The 15,505-nt window shown below is 69.9% G+C and carries 14 protein-coding genes; 1 reads left to right on the top strand and 13 read right to left on the bottom strand.

The window, feature by feature from the left end; translation table 11 throughout:
• The first annotated feature begins 32 nt into the window (after positions 1–32).
• On the top strand, positions 33–773 hold the full coding sequence (gene pgl / locus QIT00_RS23030; RefSeq protein WP_408909835.1) for a 6-phosphogluconolactonase: 741 nt from the start codon (positions 33–35) through the stop codon (positions 771–773).
• Between the two features lie 108 nt (positions 774–881).
• On the opposite strand, the gene pgi is transcribed toward pgl, so the two are convergent.
• The 13 genes from pgi to QIT00_RS22965 form a co-directional block, all read right to left on the bottom strand.
• Positions 882–2,534 carry a glucose-6-phosphate isomerase gene (gene pgi / locus QIT00_RS23025; RefSeq protein WP_282537256.1) on the bottom strand — a complete coding sequence of 551 codons (1,653 nt, stop codon included), beginning with the start codon at positions 2,532–2,534 and terminating at the stop codon, positions 882–884.
• A 105-nt stretch (positions 2,535–2,639) separates the two neighbouring features.
• A complete protein-coding gene (locus tag QIT00_RS23020) occupies positions 2,640–3,893 on the bottom strand; it encodes an MFS transporter (RefSeq protein ID WP_282537255.1) in 1,254 nt (417 codons plus the stop codon).
• A gap of 145 nt (positions 3,894–4,038) precedes the next feature.
• The gene (locus QIT00_RS23015) at positions 4,039–4,374 is read right to left on the bottom strand and encodes an RNA polymerase-binding protein RbpA (RefSeq protein ID WP_003957010.1); all 336 of its coding nucleotides are present in this window, start codon (positions 4,372–4,374) and stop codon (positions 4,039–4,041) included.
• A 196-nt stretch (positions 4,375–4,570) separates the two neighbouring features.
• The gene (secG, locus tag QIT00_RS23010; RefSeq protein ID WP_282513817.1) at positions 4,571–4,801 is read right to left on the bottom strand and encodes a preprotein translocase subunit SecG; all 231 of its coding nucleotides are present in this window, start codon (positions 4,799–4,801) and stop codon (positions 4,571–4,573) included.
• Between the two features lie 154 nt (positions 4,802–4,955).
• The gene (gene tpiA, locus QIT00_RS23005) at positions 4,956–5,732 is read right to left on the bottom strand and encodes a triose-phosphate isomerase (protein WP_282537254.1); all 777 of its coding nucleotides are present in this window, start codon (positions 5,730–5,732) and stop codon (positions 4,956–4,958) included.
• A 6-nt stretch (positions 5,733–5,738) separates the two neighbouring features.
• Positions 5,739–6,950: a phosphoglycerate kinase gene (locus QIT00_RS23000; RefSeq protein ID WP_282537253.1), complete on the bottom strand. Its 1,212-nt coding sequence runs from the start codon at positions 6,948–6,950 to the stop codon at positions 5,739–5,741.
• Between the two features lie 120 nt (positions 6,951–7,070).
• Entirely contained in the window at positions 7,071–8,078 is a 1,008-nt protein-coding gene (gene gap / locus QIT00_RS22995; RefSeq protein ID WP_282537252.1) for a type I glyceraldehyde-3-phosphate dehydrogenase, read from the bottom strand.
• 619 nt (positions 8,079–8,697) lie between these two features.
• Entirely contained in the window at positions 8,698–9,687 is a 990-nt protein-coding gene (gene whiA / locus QIT00_RS22990; protein WP_282537251.1) for a DNA-binding protein WhiA, read from the bottom strand.
• Entirely contained in the window at positions 9,678–10,697 is a 1,020-nt protein-coding gene (locus tag QIT00_RS22985; RefSeq protein ID WP_408909832.1) for a gluconeogenesis factor YvcK family protein, read from the bottom strand. Before QIT00_RS22985 ends, whiA begins: the two co-directional genes overlap by 10 nt.
• Positions 10,694–11,623: an RNase adapter RapZ gene (rapZ, locus tag QIT00_RS22980; protein WP_282537250.1), complete on the bottom strand. Its 930-nt coding sequence runs from the start codon at positions 11,621–11,623 to the stop codon at positions 10,694–10,696. Before rapZ ends, QIT00_RS22985 begins: the two co-directional genes overlap by 4 nt.
• Positions 11,620–13,683, bottom strand: a complete 2,064-nt coding sequence (gene uvrC, locus QIT00_RS22975) for an excinuclease ABC subunit UvrC (RefSeq protein ID WP_282537249.1) — start codon at positions 13,681–13,683, stop codon at positions 11,620–11,622. Before uvrC ends, rapZ begins: the two co-directional genes overlap by 4 nt.
• Before the next feature lie 112 nt (positions 13,684–13,795).
• Positions 13,796–14,674, bottom strand: coding sequence for a hypothetical protein (locus QIT00_RS22970; RefSeq protein WP_282537330.1), 879 nt, complete (start codon positions 14,672–14,674; stop codon positions 13,796–13,798).
• A 5-nt stretch (positions 14,675–14,679) separates the two neighbouring features.
• A complete protein-coding gene (locus QIT00_RS22965; RefSeq protein ID WP_282537248.1) occupies positions 14,680–15,306 on the bottom strand; it encodes a papain-like cysteine protease family protein in 627 nt (208 codons plus the stop codon).
• Positions 15,307–15,505 lie beyond the last annotated feature (199 nt).

Below are 15,505 nucleotides of genomic sequence, written 5' to 3'. Positions count from 1 at the left end.
CGCAGCTCGTCGTCCACCGCGACAAGGAACTCATGGCCCAGGCAGCCGCGGCCCGCCTGATCACGAAGATCGTGGACGCGCAGGCCGCCCGCGGCTCGGCGTCCGTGGTCCTCACCGGCGGTCGCAACGGCAACGGCCTGCTCGCCGCGCTCGGCACGTCCCCCGCGCGGGACGCCATCGACTGGAGCCGCCTGGACCTCTGGTGGGGCGACGAGCGGTTCCTGCCGGAAGGCGACCCGGACCGCAATGTCACGCAGGCCCGCGAGGCGCTGCTCGACTCGGTGCCGCTCGACCCGGCCCGCGTGCACGCGATGCCCGCGTCGGACGGCCCGTTCGGCATCGACGCGAACACCGCGGCCGAGGCGTACGCGTCCGAACTGGCCAAGGCCGCACAGCCGGAGAACCACTCGGAGGCCCCGTCCTTCGACGTGCTGCTCCTCGGCGTCGGCCCCGACACCCATGTGGCGTCGCTCTTCCCCGAGCTGCCCGCGGTGCGCGAGACCGAGCGGATGGTGGTGGGTGTGCACGGCGCCCCCAAGCCGCCGCCGACCCGGATCACGCTCACCCTGCCCGCGATCCGCTCCGCCCGTGAGGTGTGGCTGCTCGCGGCGGGCGAGGACAAGGCACAGGCCGTGGCCATCGCGCTGTCCGGCGCGGGCGAGATCCAGGCCCCGGCAGCGGGCGCCCGCGGACGCTCCCGCACGCTGTGGCTCCTGGACGCGGCGGCGGCTTCGCAACTGCCACGGGATCTGTACCCCCCGGCGTCGGCATAATCAGCCCGTCCGGCGTTTGAGGACCGGGGTCTGGGGCGGAGCCCCAGTTACGGGAAGGGGCGGGACTGGGGAAAGAAAACCCAGCCCCGCCCCTACCTGCGTGCAGTCTCAACGCCCCCGCAACGACCGGTACTTCGCCACAAGCGCCCGGGACGAAGCGTCCAACCCCTCCACATCCGCCCCCTCCGTCAACGCCGGCTCCACCCGCTTCGCCAGCACCTTCCCCAACTCGACCCCCCACTGATCGAACGAGTCGATGTTCCAGATCGCGCCCTGCACGAACACCTTGTGCTCATAGAGGGCGATCAGCTGCCCGAGCACGAACGGAGTCAGCTCGGCGGTGAGGATCGTGGTCGTCGGGTGGTTGCCGCGGAACGTCTTGTGCGCGACCAGCTCCTCGGGCACACCCTCCGCCCGCACCTCGTCCGGCGTCTTGCCGAACGCCAACGCCTGTGTCTGCGCGAAGAAGTTGGCCATCAGCAGATCGTGCTGCGCGACCAGGCCGGGCAGCAGATCGCCGACCGGCTTGGCGAAGCCGATGAAGTCCGCCGGGATGACCTTCGTGCCCTGGTGGATCAACTGGTAGTACGCGTGCTGCCCGTTGGTGCCCGGCGTGCCCCAGACCACCGGCCCGGTCTGCCAGTCCACCGGGTTGCCCTCGCGGTCCACCGACTTGCCGTTGGACTCCATGTCCAGCTGCTGGAGGTACGCGGTGAACTTGGAGAGGTAGTGCGAGTACGGAAGGACCACGTGCGACTGGGCGTCGAAGAACCCTCCGTACCAGACCCCCAACAGGCCGAGCAGCAGCGGGACGTTGGACTCCGCCGGTGCCGCGCGGAAGTGCTCGTCGACCAGGCGGAATCCGTCGAGCATCTCGCGGAAGTGCGCAGGCCCGATGGCGATCATCAGGGATAGGCCGATCGCCGAGTCGTAGGAGTAGCGGCCGCCGACCCAGTCCCAGAACTCGAACATGTTGGTCGTGTCGATGCCGAACTCGGCGACCTTCTCGGCGTTCGTGGACAGCGCCACGAAGTGCTTCGCCACGGCGTCCTGCCCGGCCTGCAGACCGGTGAGCAGCCAGTTCCGCGCGGAGGTGGCGTTGGTGATCGTCTCGATCGTGGTGAATGTCTTCGAGGCGATGACGAACAGCGTCTCGGCCGGGTCCAAGTCCCGTACGGCCTCGTGCAGATCGGCGCCGTCGACGTTGGAGACGAAGCGGAACGTCAGATCGCGGTCGGCGAAGGACCGCAGCGCCTCGTACGCCATCGCCGGGCCGAGGTCGGAGCCGCCGATGCCGATGTTCACGACGTTCTTGATGGGCTTGCCGGTGTGGCCCGTCCACTCACCGGCGCGGACACGCTCGGCGAAGGCGCTCATCTTGTCGAGGACGGCGTGCACCTTCGGCACGACGTTCTCCCCGTCGACCTCGATCACGGCGTCTCGCGGGGCGCGCAGCGCGGTGTGCAGAACAGCGCGGTCCTCGGTGGTGTTGATCTTCTCGCCGCGGAACATGGCGTCCCGCAGGCCGAAGACATCGGTCGCGGCGGCCAGCTCGCGGAGCAGCTCAAGGGTCTCGTCCGTGACCAGCTGCTTGGAGTAGTCGAGGTGCAGGCCGCCCACCTGCGCCGTGTACTTCTCGGCTCGCTGCGGGTCGGCGGCGAACAGTTCCCGCAGATGTGCTTCGCCCAGCTGCTCACGGTGCTTTCCGAGCGCCGTCCACTCCGGCAACTGATTGAGCCTGGTGCGGCTTGCTGCGTTCATCTCGGACTTCAGCCTTCTCTCTACCTGAGCCTGCAACTTCCCCGCTGCCCCTCCAACCTAATTGATCAGCGAGCGGTATGAGCTGTCTGTCCCCTGTCGGCCGACTTAAGGAGCGGTGACCGGGGACTTGAGCGCGGGTATCAGCGCGGCGACGGAGAGCACGAACAGCGCGGCGGCAAGCAGCGCCGGGGTGTTGAGCCCCCAGGCCGAGGCGGCGACACCGGCGAGTGCCGCGCCCACCGGGGTGGCGCCGAGCGACAGGGTGCGGAAGGCGGCGCTGATCCGGCCGATCGCATCGGTGGGGCTGCGCTGCTGCATGAGCGTGACCTGGTTGACGTTCCACACCATGCCCATGAAGCCGAACACCACGAGCCCGAGCAGGACGGCCCAGACGCTGCGTATCGTCCCGATCGCGAGCAGCGGCACGATCTGCACGAGGCCCGCGAGGAAGATGCTCCGCAACCGCCCCACGCGGCGCCCGATCCGGTTGGCGCAGAGCCCGGCGGCGACACTGCCCACGCCGTACGCGGACAGGCAGAGGGCGTACGCCGTCGCGCTCGCGTCGAGCCATCCCGTGACGTGCAGGACGAGGGTGGCGATGAGCCCGCCGACGCCGACGTTGCACAACGTGGCCGCGAGGCACAGGCCGCGCAGCGCCCGGTCCTGCCACAGGATCCGCACTCCTTCGGCGATGTCGGCCCGCAGGCCGCTCCCGCTCAGCGGTGCCGCCCGCTCGCGCGGTGCCGTACGCAGGGAGGCGATCAGTGCGGCGCCGAGCAGATACGTGGCGGCGTTCGCGGCGTAGGGCACGGCGATTCCCGCGGCGAGCAGCAGGGGCACCGCGGGCGTGGCCAGGAAGCTGCTGACGAGCATCTGGCCGGTCTGCAGGCGGGCGTTGGCGCTGCCGAGGGCCTCGGGGCCGACGACGGCGGGGAGCAGGGCCGTGGCCGCGTTGTCGAAGAGGGTCTGGAGGGTGGTGAGGACGAAGGCGAGGATCATGAGCAGCGCGATCGTCGCCTGGCCGAAGGCGACGGCCACGGCGAAACCGCCGATCAGCAGTCCTCGTAGGAGATCCACGGCCCACATGGCGCGTCGTTGGTCGACCCGGTCGGCGACCGCTCCGCCGATCAGGCCGAAAAGGATCCAGGGCAGATAGCCGCAGGCGGTGACGAGGGCCACGAGCGTCGGTTCGTCGGTGAGAGTCGTGGCGAGCAGCGGCAGAGCGGCGATACGCAGCGAGTCACCCAAGCGGGAGATGATCGCGGCCGACCACAGCCGACCGAATCCCCCGCGCCAGGACGGCGCGCGCTCCGCCGCGGCTGCCGCGGTCCCCGCGGCGTCCGTTACCCCCTCGACCACGCCAACTCCCCCTTTTGGTCAGCTACTTGCAGACCTTAGAGGAGGCCACTGACAATCGGCCGCGGCGCGGCTCCGACCTGGGAGAACAGACCTCGGAAAGCAGTCCGGCCGGACACCCTCGGGGGTGTCCGGCCGCTCTCAATTCCTAGATCTCGCCGCGCAGTTTGGCGAGTGCCTCGGCGAGGATGGCCTCGCCGTCCGCGTCGCTGCGCCGCTCGCGGACGTACGCGAGGTGGGTCTTGTAGGGCTCGGTGCGCGGCGGGTCCGGCGGGTTGTCCCGGTCCTGGCCGGCCGGGAATCCGCAGCGCGGGCAGTCCCAGGTGTCGGGGACCTGCGCGTCACTGGCGAAGCTCGGCTGTGTCTCATGCCCGTTGGAGCACCAGAAGGAGATGCGCAGGCGCGGCGCGGACTCGCCCCGCTCGGCCTCGCCCATCGGCCCCGCTCCGACCCGACTTCCACGGATCGCGTTGCCACTTGCCACGGTCGTAACTCCCTGCGTAACAGTGCTGCACAGCGTTGCTCACCGGCGGCCGTGCCGCGGGTGCCCCAGTCTACGTAAGGCCCAACGCGCGTCCAGTGTTTGGAGTTACACCCCCACCCCGGAGACGCACGGCCATAATAAGCCGCCTATAAAAGGCGTACGGCAATACCGCGTCAACCGGTAGGACGATAAAGCGTCAGCTGTCGAGCTTCATCAGCAGGCCGAGCACGACAATGCACGCGAACCACAGCAGACCGACCACGACGGTGATGCGGTCGAGGTTGCGCTCGGCGACCGAGGAGCCGCCGACGGAGGACTGCATACCGCCACCGAACATGTCGGAGAGGCCACCGCCCTTGCCCTTGTGCATCAGCACCAAAAGCATCATGAGTCCGCTGAAGACGAGCAGGGCGATCGAGAACCCCATAACCACGGCTGGACCAACTTCCTCGGTATCTGTACGACGACGGGGCCCGAGTCTCGCGTGAATGAGCGGAAAGCTCAGAAAAGCAAGCCTCGGACCCCGCAAGGGTACGACGTTACGTCGCTACCGCATACTCAGTCCCGGTCGGTTCCCGGACTCACTGGTCGCGGAATCGGACGATCTTGACGAACTCGTCGGCGTCGAGCGCCGCACCGCCGATGAGGGCGCCGTCGACGTCGGGCTGCGCCATGATCGCGGCGATGTTCCCGGCCTTCACCGAACCGCCGTACTGGATGCGCACCTTGTCGGCGAGCTCCTGGTCGTACAGCTCGGCGAGCTTGCCGCGGATCGCGCCGCAGACCTCCTGCGCGTCCTCGGGGGTGGCGACCTCGCCGGTGCCGATGGCCCACACCGGCTCGTAGGCGATCACGACGGACTCGGCCTGCTCGGCGGGGACGTCCTTGAGACCGCCCTCGACCTGAGTCAGCGTGTACTGGACCTGCTGGCCGGCCTTGCGGATGTCCAGGCCCTCGCCGACGCACAGGATCGGGGTCATGCCGTGCTTGTAGGCGGCCTTCACCTTGGCGTTGCAGATCTCGTCGTTCTCGTCGTGGTACTGGCGGCGCTCGCTGTGGCCGATGGCCACATAGGTGCACTTGAGCTTCGACAGCATCGGGCCCGAGATCTCACCGGTGTACGCACCGGAGTCGTGCGCCGAGATGTCCTGGGCGCCGTACTTGATCTTGAGCTTGTCGCCGTCCACCAGGGTCTGCACGGAGCGCAGGTCGGTGAAGGGCGGAAGGACGGCGACCTCGACGGCCTCGTAGTCCTTGTCGGCGAGCGCGAAGGCGAGCTTCTGGACGTGGGCGATGGCCTCGAGGTGGTTGAGGTTCATCTTCCAGTTGCCCGCCATCAGGGGCGTACGCGTGGTCATTAAGGGTCAGTCCTCCAGTGCGGCGAGGCCCGGCAGGGTCTTGCCCTCGAGGTATTCGAGGGAGGCACCGCCACCGGTCGAGATATGGCCGAACTTCGACTCGTCGAAGCCCAGGTTGCGGACGGCGGCGGCGGAGTCGCCACCGCCGACCACCGTGAAGCCCTTGCTGTCGAGCAGGGCCTGCGCGATGGCCGTCGTGCCGCCAGCGTAGTCGGGGTGCTCGGCGACTCCGACGGGGCCGTTCCAGAACACCGTCTCGGCGTCGGTGATCTTGGAGGCGAACAGCTCGCGGGACTTGGGGCCGATGTCCAGGCCCTCCTTGTCCGCGGGGATCCGGTCGGCGTCGACGGTGTCGAAGTCGGCCGGGGCCTTGGTCTTCAGGTCCGGGAACTCGGTGGAGACGAGGACGTCGACCGGGAGGACGAGCTCGACGCCGCTCTTCTCGGCGCGCTCCATGTACTCCTTGACCACCGGGATCTGGTCCTCCTGGAGGAGGGAGATGCCGACCTCGTACCCCTTGGCCTTGAGGAAGGTGTACGCCATGCCGCCGCCGATGAGGAGGCGGTCGGCCTTGCCGAGGAGTTCGTCGATGACGGCAAGCTTGTCGGAGACCTTGGCGCCGCCGAGGACCACGGTGTACGGGCGCTTGACGTCCTCGGTGAGCTTCTTGAGGACGCTGACCTCCTTGGCGATGAGGTAGCCCGCGGCGTGCGGGAGCCGCGCCGGGAGGTCGTACACCGAGGCGTGCTTGCGGTGCACGGCGCCGAAGCCGTCGCCCACGTACAGGTCGGCGAGGGCGGCCAGCCGGTCGGCGAAGGCGCCGCGCTCGGCGTCGTCCTTGGAGGTCTCGCCGGCGTTGAAGCGCAGGTTCTCGACGACGGCGACCTGGCCGTCGGCGAGGCCCGCGACGACGGACTTGGCGGAGTCGCCGACGGTGTCCGTGGCGAACTGCACGTCGGCGCCGAGGAGTTCACCGAGCCGGGCGGCGGCCGGGGCGAGCGAGAAGGCCGGGTCCGGGGCACCCTTGGGGCGGCCCAGGTGGGAGGCGACGACGACCCGCGCGCCCGCGTCGGCGAGCGCCTTCACGGTCGGCAGCACGGCGCGGATACGGCCGTCGTCGGTGATGGTGGTGCCGTCCAGCGGCACGTTCAGGTCGGCGCGGACGAATACCCGCTTACCGGCGACGCCTTCGGCGAGAAGTTCGTCGATCGTCTTCATTTCTCAGGGACTCCTTGAAAGCTTCCGAGCAAACAAGCTACGGGGCCCGGGCGGCGCGAAAGATCACGCTGCCCGAGCCCCGTAGCTCACATCGAGATGCCTGTCCGAATCAAGTCCGGGTCAGAGCTGGCCACCGACGAAGGTGGTGAGGTCGACCAGACGGTTCGAGTAACCCCACTCGTTGTCGTACCAGCCGAGGATCTTCACCGTCTTGCCCTCCTGGACCATCGTCATGGAGGAGTCGAAGGTGCAGGAAGCCGGGTCGCTGACGATGTCCGAGGACACGATCGGGTCCTCGGTGTAGTACAGGAAGCCCTTGAGCTCGCCGTCCGCGGCCTTCTTGAACGCGGCGTTGACCTCGTCCTTGGTGACCTCGCGGGTGAGCTCGACGACCAGGTCCGTGGCGGAGCCGGTGGGAACCGGGACGCGCATGGCGATGCCGTCCAGCTTGCCCTTGAGCTGCGGCAGGACGAGGGCGGTGGCCTTGGCGGCACCGGTGGTCGTCGGGATGATGTTCTCCGCGGCGGCACGGGCGCGGCGCAGGTCCTTGTGCGGGAAGTCCAGGATGCGCTGGTCGTTGGTGTACGCGTGCACGGTCGTCATCAGGCCCTTGACGATGCCGAAGTTCTCGTCGAGAACCTTGGCCATCGGCGCCACGCAGTTGGTGGTGCAGGAGGCGTTGGAGATGACGTGGTGCTGTGCCGGCTCGTACTTGTCCTGGTTGACGCCCATCACGATGGTGATGTCCTCGTCCTTGGCCGGAGCCGAGATCAGGACCTTCTTGGCGCCACCGGCGATGTGCTTCGCGGCGTCTTCCTTCTTCGTGAAGATGCCGGTCGACTCGATGACGATGTCGACGCCCAGGTCGCCCCAGGGGATGTCCGCGGGGTTGCGCTCGGACAGCACCTTGATGGTGTGTCCGTCGACGGTGATGGTGTCTTCGGTGTGGGTGACCTCGGCCTTGAGGCGCCCAAGGATGGTGTCGTACTTCAGCAGGTGGGCCGTGGTCGCGGTGTCACCCAGGTCGTTGACGGCAACGACCTCGATGTCCGCGCCCTGCTCCAGGAGCGCCCGGAAGTAGTTGCGGCCGATGCGACCGAAGCCATTGATGCCTACGCGGATCGTCACGAACCGATCTCCTCGTTGGTACGCCGGTCTGTGCGCCGGCGAGCTGAATGGGATGTCCCCGACCGCCTCCGACCCTACCTCTCCTGAGACGTTCGAGTGACATCGACAGGGTCCGTACGAGTTGCGGCGGCCCGCACCGTGTTTGCGGATACGGCCCTCCGTTCGTCACTCAGAGTCAGCAGGGCGGGGAAGTAAGCGCTTGGCCCATCAGACGGGCGGAAGCGCCCTCATTTGAGTGCCCGTCGAGGGTGCCTCCGACACCTCCACTGTCACGCCCCGTAACTACCGCGCGAGGCCTGCACAACGCGCGTTCGCGGCTCCGGAGGTAGCCATTCCGGGGGTCATCCGGAGGGTGCCTCCGCAGGGTTGGCGGCTCGTTCTGAGCGTCAGGACGCTCGTTTGTCAATGTGGCGTCGACAACATCGAGTGACACCTCGTGCCGGTAAAAAAAGCTTCGGCCCAGGACGACGAACCCGCTCAGCTTGTGAGACGCGTCCGGCCTCGGCGGACGACTCGGCCGGGGTCCGGGTCCGGGTTCCGCGCGGAGCGCGCAAAAGCCGTCGGTGTCCGGAAATTTCCGGACACCGACGGCTTTACGTGCGATGGGTCAGCGGGTCGGTCAGCCGACCAGGTTGTCGGCCATCTCCTCCGTCAGGTTCGACTCCGTACCCGGAATGCCGAGGTCCTGGGCGCGCTTGTCGGCCATCGCCAGGAGGCGGCGGATGCGGCCCGCGACCGCGTCCTTGGTCAGCGGCGGGTCGGCGAGCGCGCCCAGCTCCTCCAGGGAGGCCTGCTTGTGCTCCATGCGCAGCCGTCCGGCCGCCGCGAGGTGCTCCGGCACCTCGTCCCCGAGGATCTCCAGGGCGCGCTGCACGCGGGCGCCCGCGGCGACCGCGGCGCGGGCGGAGCGGCGCAGGTTGGCGTCGTCGAAGTTGGCCAGGCGGTTGGCGGTGGCCCGGACCTCGCGGCGCATCCGCCGCTCCTCCCAGGCGAGCACCGACTCGTGGGCGCCGAGCCGGGTCAGCAGCGCGCCGATCGCGTCACCGTCACGGACGACGACGCGGTCCACGCCGCGCACCTCTCGGGCCTTCGCGGCGATGGAGAGCCGGCGGGCCGCGCCGACGAGCGCGAGCGCCGCCTCGGGCCCCGGGCAGGTCACCTCCAGGGAGGAGGAGCGGCCCGGCTCGGTCAGCGAGCCGTGCGCCAGGAACGCTCCGCGCCAGGCGGCCTCGGCGTCGCAGGTCGCACCCGAGACGACCTGCGGGGGCAGTCCGCGGATCGGGCGGCCGCGGCCGTCCACCAGGCCGGTCTGGCGCGCCAGTTGGTCACCTCCGGCCACCACGCGTACGACATAGCGGGAGCCGCGGCGCAGACCGCCCGCGGCCATCACCATGAGCTCCGAGCCGTGCCCGAAGATCTCCAGGATGTCCTTCTTGAGCCGCCGGGCCGCCATCGCGGTGTCCAGCTCCGCCTCGATCACGATGCGGCCGCTGACCAGGTGAAGCCCGCCCGCGAACCGAAGAATCGCCGAGACCTCTGCTTTTCTGCAGCAGGTCCGGGTGACGGGAAGCCGGGAGATTTCGTCCTTCACCGCTGCCGTCATCGCCATGGGCCGATCCTTCCATGCATCCGAAAAATACGGTCGTACGCGGCGGCCAGGAGCTCCGGGTCGTGCTTCGGAGAGCCGGCGGCCTGGGCCACCGGCGCCAGCTCGACCGCCGCCCCCAGACGCTTGGCGGCGTCGGTGAGGCTGTCGCGGTCGGGCACGGCGGCCTCGTCGGCCAGCACCACGTCCAGGGCGAGTTTAGGGGCGTGTCGTCCCAAAACCTCCAAATGACGCTGCGGTGAGAAGCCTTCGGTTTCTCCGGGCTGGGGTGCGAGGTTGAGCGAGAGGACCTTTCGGGCCTTGGTCTCGGTGAGCGCCTCCAGCAGTTCCGGCACGAGCAGGTGCGGGATCACGGAGGAGAACCAGGAGCCGGGGCCGAGCACCACCCAGTCCGCGTCCAGGACCGCGGCGACGGCGTCGGGCACGGCGGGCGGGTCGTGCGGTACGAGATGCACGGACTGCACCTCGCCGCGGGTGAGCGCGACGTTGGCCTGGCCGCGGACCGTGTCCACGTCCTCCGCGCGCTCCGGGTCGTGCCCCTTGACCAGCGCCTGCAGCTCCAGCGGCACGGCGGACATGGGCAGCACCCGGCCGTGCGCGCCGAGCAGCTTGCCGACCAGGTCGAGGGCCTGGACGTGGTCGCCGAGCTGCTCCCACAGGGCGACGATCAGCAGGTTGCCGACCGCGTGCTCGTGCAGCTCGCCCTTGGACTGGAAGCGGTGCTGGATGACGCGGGCCCAGGTCTGGCCCCAGTCGTCGTCCCCGCAGAGCGCGGCCAGGGCCTTGCGCAGGTCGCCGGGCGGGAGCACGCCCAGCTCGTCGCGGAGCCGGCCGCTGGAGCCGCCGTCGTCGGCGACGGTGACCACGGCCGTCAGGTCGCCGGTGATCCGGCGCAGCGCGGCGAGCGAGGCGGACAGGCCCATGCCGCCGCCGAGCGCGACGACCTTGGGCGGCTGGGCGGAGCGCCTGCGGCTGATCCGGGCGATCCGGACCCGCCGGGCACGGGGACTCACTCGCGCCCCATGTCCCGGTGGACGACCACGGTCTCCACGCCCTCGGTGGCGAGGCGCGCGGCGAGCTTCTCCGACATGGCGACGGAGCGGTGCTTGCCGCCCGTACAGCCCACGGCGATGGTGACGTACCGCTTGCCCTCGCGGCGGTAGCCCGTCGCGATCAGCTGGAGCAGTTCTGTGTAGCGGTCGAGGAACTCCTTGGCGCCGGGCTGGTTGAAGACATAGCCCGAGACCTCTTCGTTCAGACCGGTGTACGGGCGCAGCTCCGGGACCCAGTGGGGGTTGGGCAGGAAGCGGCAGTCGACCACCAGATCGGCGTCGACCGGCAGGCCGTACTTGTACCCGAACGACATGACGGTGGCCCGGAGTTCGGGCTCCTCGTCACCGGCGAACTGGGCGTCCATCTTGGCGCGCAGCTCGTGGACGTTCAGGCTGGAGGTGTCGATCACCAGGTCCGCGTCGCCGCGCAGCTCGCGCAGCAGGTCGCGCTCGGCGGCGATGCCGTCGACGATGCGGCCGTCGCCCTGCAGCGGGTGCGGGCGGCGCACCGACTCGAAGCGGCGCACCAGGGCGTCGTCGGACGACTCCAGGAAGACGATCCGCCGGGTGACGTTCTTGGCCTCCAGGTCCGCGAGGGACTGGCGCAGGTTGTCGAAGAAGCGGCGGCCGCGCACGTCCACGACGACCGCGATGCGCGCCACGTTGCCCTGCGAGCGGGCGCCGAGCTCCACCATGGTGGGGATCAGCGCGGGCGGCAGGTTGTCGACCACGAACCAGCCGAGGTCCTCCAGGCACTTGGCCGCCGTGGAGCGGCCCGCGCCGGACATCCCGGAGATGATCACCAGTTCGGGGATGGCCTCCGCGGCGGGCTCGATGGTGCCCGTTCCCGTACTCACCTGTGCTCCGTCTTCTTCGCGCTCTGTCATGTGTCCTGCCCCCGTCTCTCCACGGCGCCCGCGGGTGCCTGTGCGGCCTCCGCCGTCACGGGTGCCTCTTCTTCAATGATCTCTCCGGTCGCCGTGTTCACCGCCGGGGCGGCCGGGGCCGCCTCGGCGAGGGCCGCGGCGATCGTCTCGGCCGTCTTGCGGCCTATCCCGGGGACCTCGCAGATCTGCTCAATTGTGGCGGATCGCAGTTTCTTCACGGAACCGAAGTGTTTGATGAGTGCCTGCTTGCGCGTCTCTCCCAGGCCGGGCACCGCGTCCAGCGGCCCCGCCCGGAACCTCTTGGCCCGCTTCTTTCGCTGATAGGCGATCGCGAAACGGTGCGCCTCGTCACGTACGCGCTGGAGCAGGTAGAGGCCCTCGCTGGAGCGGGGCAGGACCACCGGGTCGTCCTCGTCCGGCAGCCAGACCTCCTCCAGGCGCTTGGCGAGGCCGCACACCGCGACGTCGTCGATGCCCAGCTCGTCCATGGCCCGCTTGGCCGCCGCGACCTGCGGCTTTCCACCATCCACGACCACGAGCTGCGGCGGGTACGCGAACCTCTTCGGGCGGCCGTCCTCTTCGGTGAGGGAGTCCTCGGGGGCCTCGGCCTCCTCGGCCCACTCTCCCGTCTTCTCCTTCTCCGCGATGTACCGCCGGAAGCGGCGGGCGATCACTTCGTGCATCGACCGGACGTCGTCCTGGCCCTCGCCGTGCCAGACCTGGGTGTCGCCGACGCGGCCCTTGATCTGGAAGCGGCGGTACTCGCTCTTGCGGGCGAGGCCGTCCTCGAAGACCACCATCGACGCGACGACGTCGTCCCCCTGGAGGTGCGAGATGTCGAAGCACTCGATCCGCAGCGGGGCGCTGTCCAGGTCGAGCGCGGCGGCGATCTCCTCAAGGGCGCGGGAGCGGGTCGTCAGGTCGGAGGCGCGCTTCGTCTTGTGCAGGACGAGGGAGTGCTGTGCGTTGCGCTGGACCGTCTCCATCAGGGCGCGTTTGTCGCCGCGCTGCGGCACGCGCAGGCCGACGCCGCTGCCGCGCCGCTCGGCGAGCCACGCCTGCACGGGCGCCACCGGGTCCGGCAGGGCGGGCACCAGCACCTCCTTGGGTACGGCGTCACCGCTCTCCTCGCCGTAGAGCTGCTGCACCGCGTGCTCGACCAGGTCGCCCGTGGTGACGGCCTCGACCTTGTCGGTGACCCAGCCGCGCTGGCCGCGGACCCGGCCGCCGCGGACGTGGAAGATCTGCACCGCCGCCTCCAGCTCGTCCTCGGCGAGGGCGATCAGGTCGGCGTCGGTGTCGTCGGCGAGGACGACGGCGCTCTTCTCCATGGCGCGCCTGAGGGCCTCGATGTCGTCCCGCAGGCGGGCCGCCCGCTCGTACTCCATCTCCTCGGCGGCGGCCGCCATCTCCTTCTCCAGGCGGCGGAGGTACGCGCCCGTACGGCCGGCCATGAAGTCGCAGAAATCCTCGGCCAGTTCACGGTGGTCCTCGGCGGTGACACGGCCCACGCAGGGGGCCGAGCACTTGCCGATGTAGCCGAGCAGGCAGGGGCGGCCGGTGCGGGCGGCGTTCTTGAAGACGCCCGCCGAGCACGTGCGCACCGGGAAGACGCGCAGCATCAGGTCGACCGTCTCGCGGATGGCCCACGCGTGTCCGTACGGGCCGAAGTAGCGCACGCCCTTCTTCTTGGCGCCGCGCATGACCTGGACCCGCGGATACTCCTCATTGAGGGTGACCGCGAGGTACGGGTAGCTCTTGTCGTCTCGGTACTTGACGTTGAACCGCGGGTCGAACTCCTTGATCCAGGTGTACTCGAGCTGGAGCGCCTCGACCTCGGTGGTCACCACGGTCCACTCGACGGAGGCCGCGGTCGTGACCATCGAGCGGGTGCGCGGGTGCAGACTCGCCAGGTCCTGGAAGTAGTTGGCGAGCCGTTGGCGCAGGCTCTTGGCCTTCCCGACGTAGATCACCCGGCGGTGCTCGTCGCGGAACTTGTAGACCCCCGGGGAGTCGGGGATCTGTCCCGGCTTGGGGCGGTAGGTGGAGGGGTCAGCCATGACTCTCACCCTACTGGCGGGGACTGACAGCCGGGGCCGGGCACCGCGATGCCGCCCACGGGTGCGGGCGGCATCGCTCGGGGGGTGGCGGCTCGTGCTGGTCGTGTGGCCGCTAGGCCGTCTCGGCTGCCCGACGGCGGGTCCGTACGGTGCGTACGACGGTCAGGCCGAGGGCCACGCACGCGCCGAGGCCGGCGGCGGTGGAGGCCACGGTCAGGGCGGGGTCGGAGGCCTCGTCGGGCTGGGCCTGCGTGCCTGCGGCGGGCTGGGCCTGGGCGGGTGCGGCGGGCTGGGCCCGCGTGCCTGCGGCGGGCTCGGACCGCGGTGCGTAGCCGCCCGCCTTGCCCGACTTCGCGTACGGGGAGCCGGGGAGCTTGTCGCCGTACGCGCGCTCAACTCGGCCGCGGTAGGCGGACAGTGAGGTTCCGTCGGCGCCGATCGCGCGGACGGCGTCCCGGTCGAGGGGCAGCACGCGCGCGTGCCGCGTCACGTACCAGGCGTTGATCTGCGGCTCATGAAAGACGGTGCCTCCAGGGAGCTTTTCGGCACCCACGCGCGCGTAGTGCGTTTCGTCGTCCCCTGTGGCGATGTTCACCACCTTCCAGGTGCCGCCCTGTTCCACCGTCCACAGGGACGCCTCCTGGCCGTCGGACGACACAGCCTTGCTGGCCAGGAACTCCCGGCGGGCGACCGGGGCGCCCTTCTTTCCGGCGACGAAATCAGGCGCCAAGTAGTACACGGGAACGGCCTCACCCTTGATGCGCGGTTCGGCCGCACGCACGGTGACGGTTCCCTCGCGGGCGAAGAAGCGGGACAGCGTGGCCCGGGTGCCGGGCGCATCGGCGGCCCTGTGGGCGGCCGAGCGGGCGGCGGCGGACGGGGCCTCGTCCCGGGCGGGCGTCTCGGCGACCGCGTGCGGTGCGCCGAGGCCGAGCAGCAGCGTGGCCGCCGTACCGGCGAGCACGGCCTTCAGGCGTACGGGTCGGCTCATCGCGCTCACGCCCCGATCCGGTAGAGCGAGTGGGTCCAGGAGAACGTGCCGTTGTTCACGTACCAGTCGTGCGAGGCCCAGTTGTAGCGGTCGCTGGAGGGCCAGGGGTCGCCCCAGTAGACCCAGCTGTTCGCGTCGTCGTAGCCGTACAGGACGTGCATGTGGCCGCCGCCGTTGGACCACTGGATGCGGGTCTCCACGGGCCGTCCCGCGTTCACCTCGCTCTGCACCGTGGGGTAGCGCAGCCAGCCGTTGACGTACGAGCCGGGATTGACGCCCATCCAGCGCAGCGCCGTCTGCACATTGCCGAGCGTGGCCTGGTTGTTGGGGCAGTCGGGGCCCTGCTGCCGGTTGAAGGCGGCGTTGCAGAACTGGTTCTGCGAGTAGTTCTCGCCCAGGTAGGCGGCGATGGTGTTCCCGGCCGCCGCCCAGCACCAGTTGGACTTCTGCTGCGCCTGCATCGTGATGTCGAGGCGGCCCGCGGCGAGCGCGGAGACGTCGTCGGCCGGGGCGGTGGCGCGGGTGGGGGTCCCGCTGGTCGTGGTGGGGTCTGCGTGGGCCGTGGGGGCGGTGAGGACGGCCGTCGCCGCGATCGCTGCGGCGGCGAGCAGCCGTCTCTTTCGGTTGCGCATCGCGTTCCTCCCTGAGCAGGGGTGGGGAGTGGAGGAGCGCGTCCGGACGCTGTGCAGGAGCATCAGGTGTTGTCCGGAGCAGGTCAACCCGCTTCAATGCGGGGTGGCACGGGACGTGAACGGGGGCGTACGAGTGTGAACACGTCCCCCGCGGCGACCAGGCAGCGAGCGCACGAGCAGGCGCTTCGGCGACACGGTC

Origin of the sequence: Streptomyces luteolus, from assembly GCF_029968015.1 — a bacterium.
GTDB classification, from domain to species: Bacteria; Actinomycetota; Actinomycetes; order Streptomycetales; family Streptomycetaceae; genus Streptomyces; species Streptomyces luteolus.
This window is presented reverse-complemented; position numbering and strand designations above follow the sequence as displayed.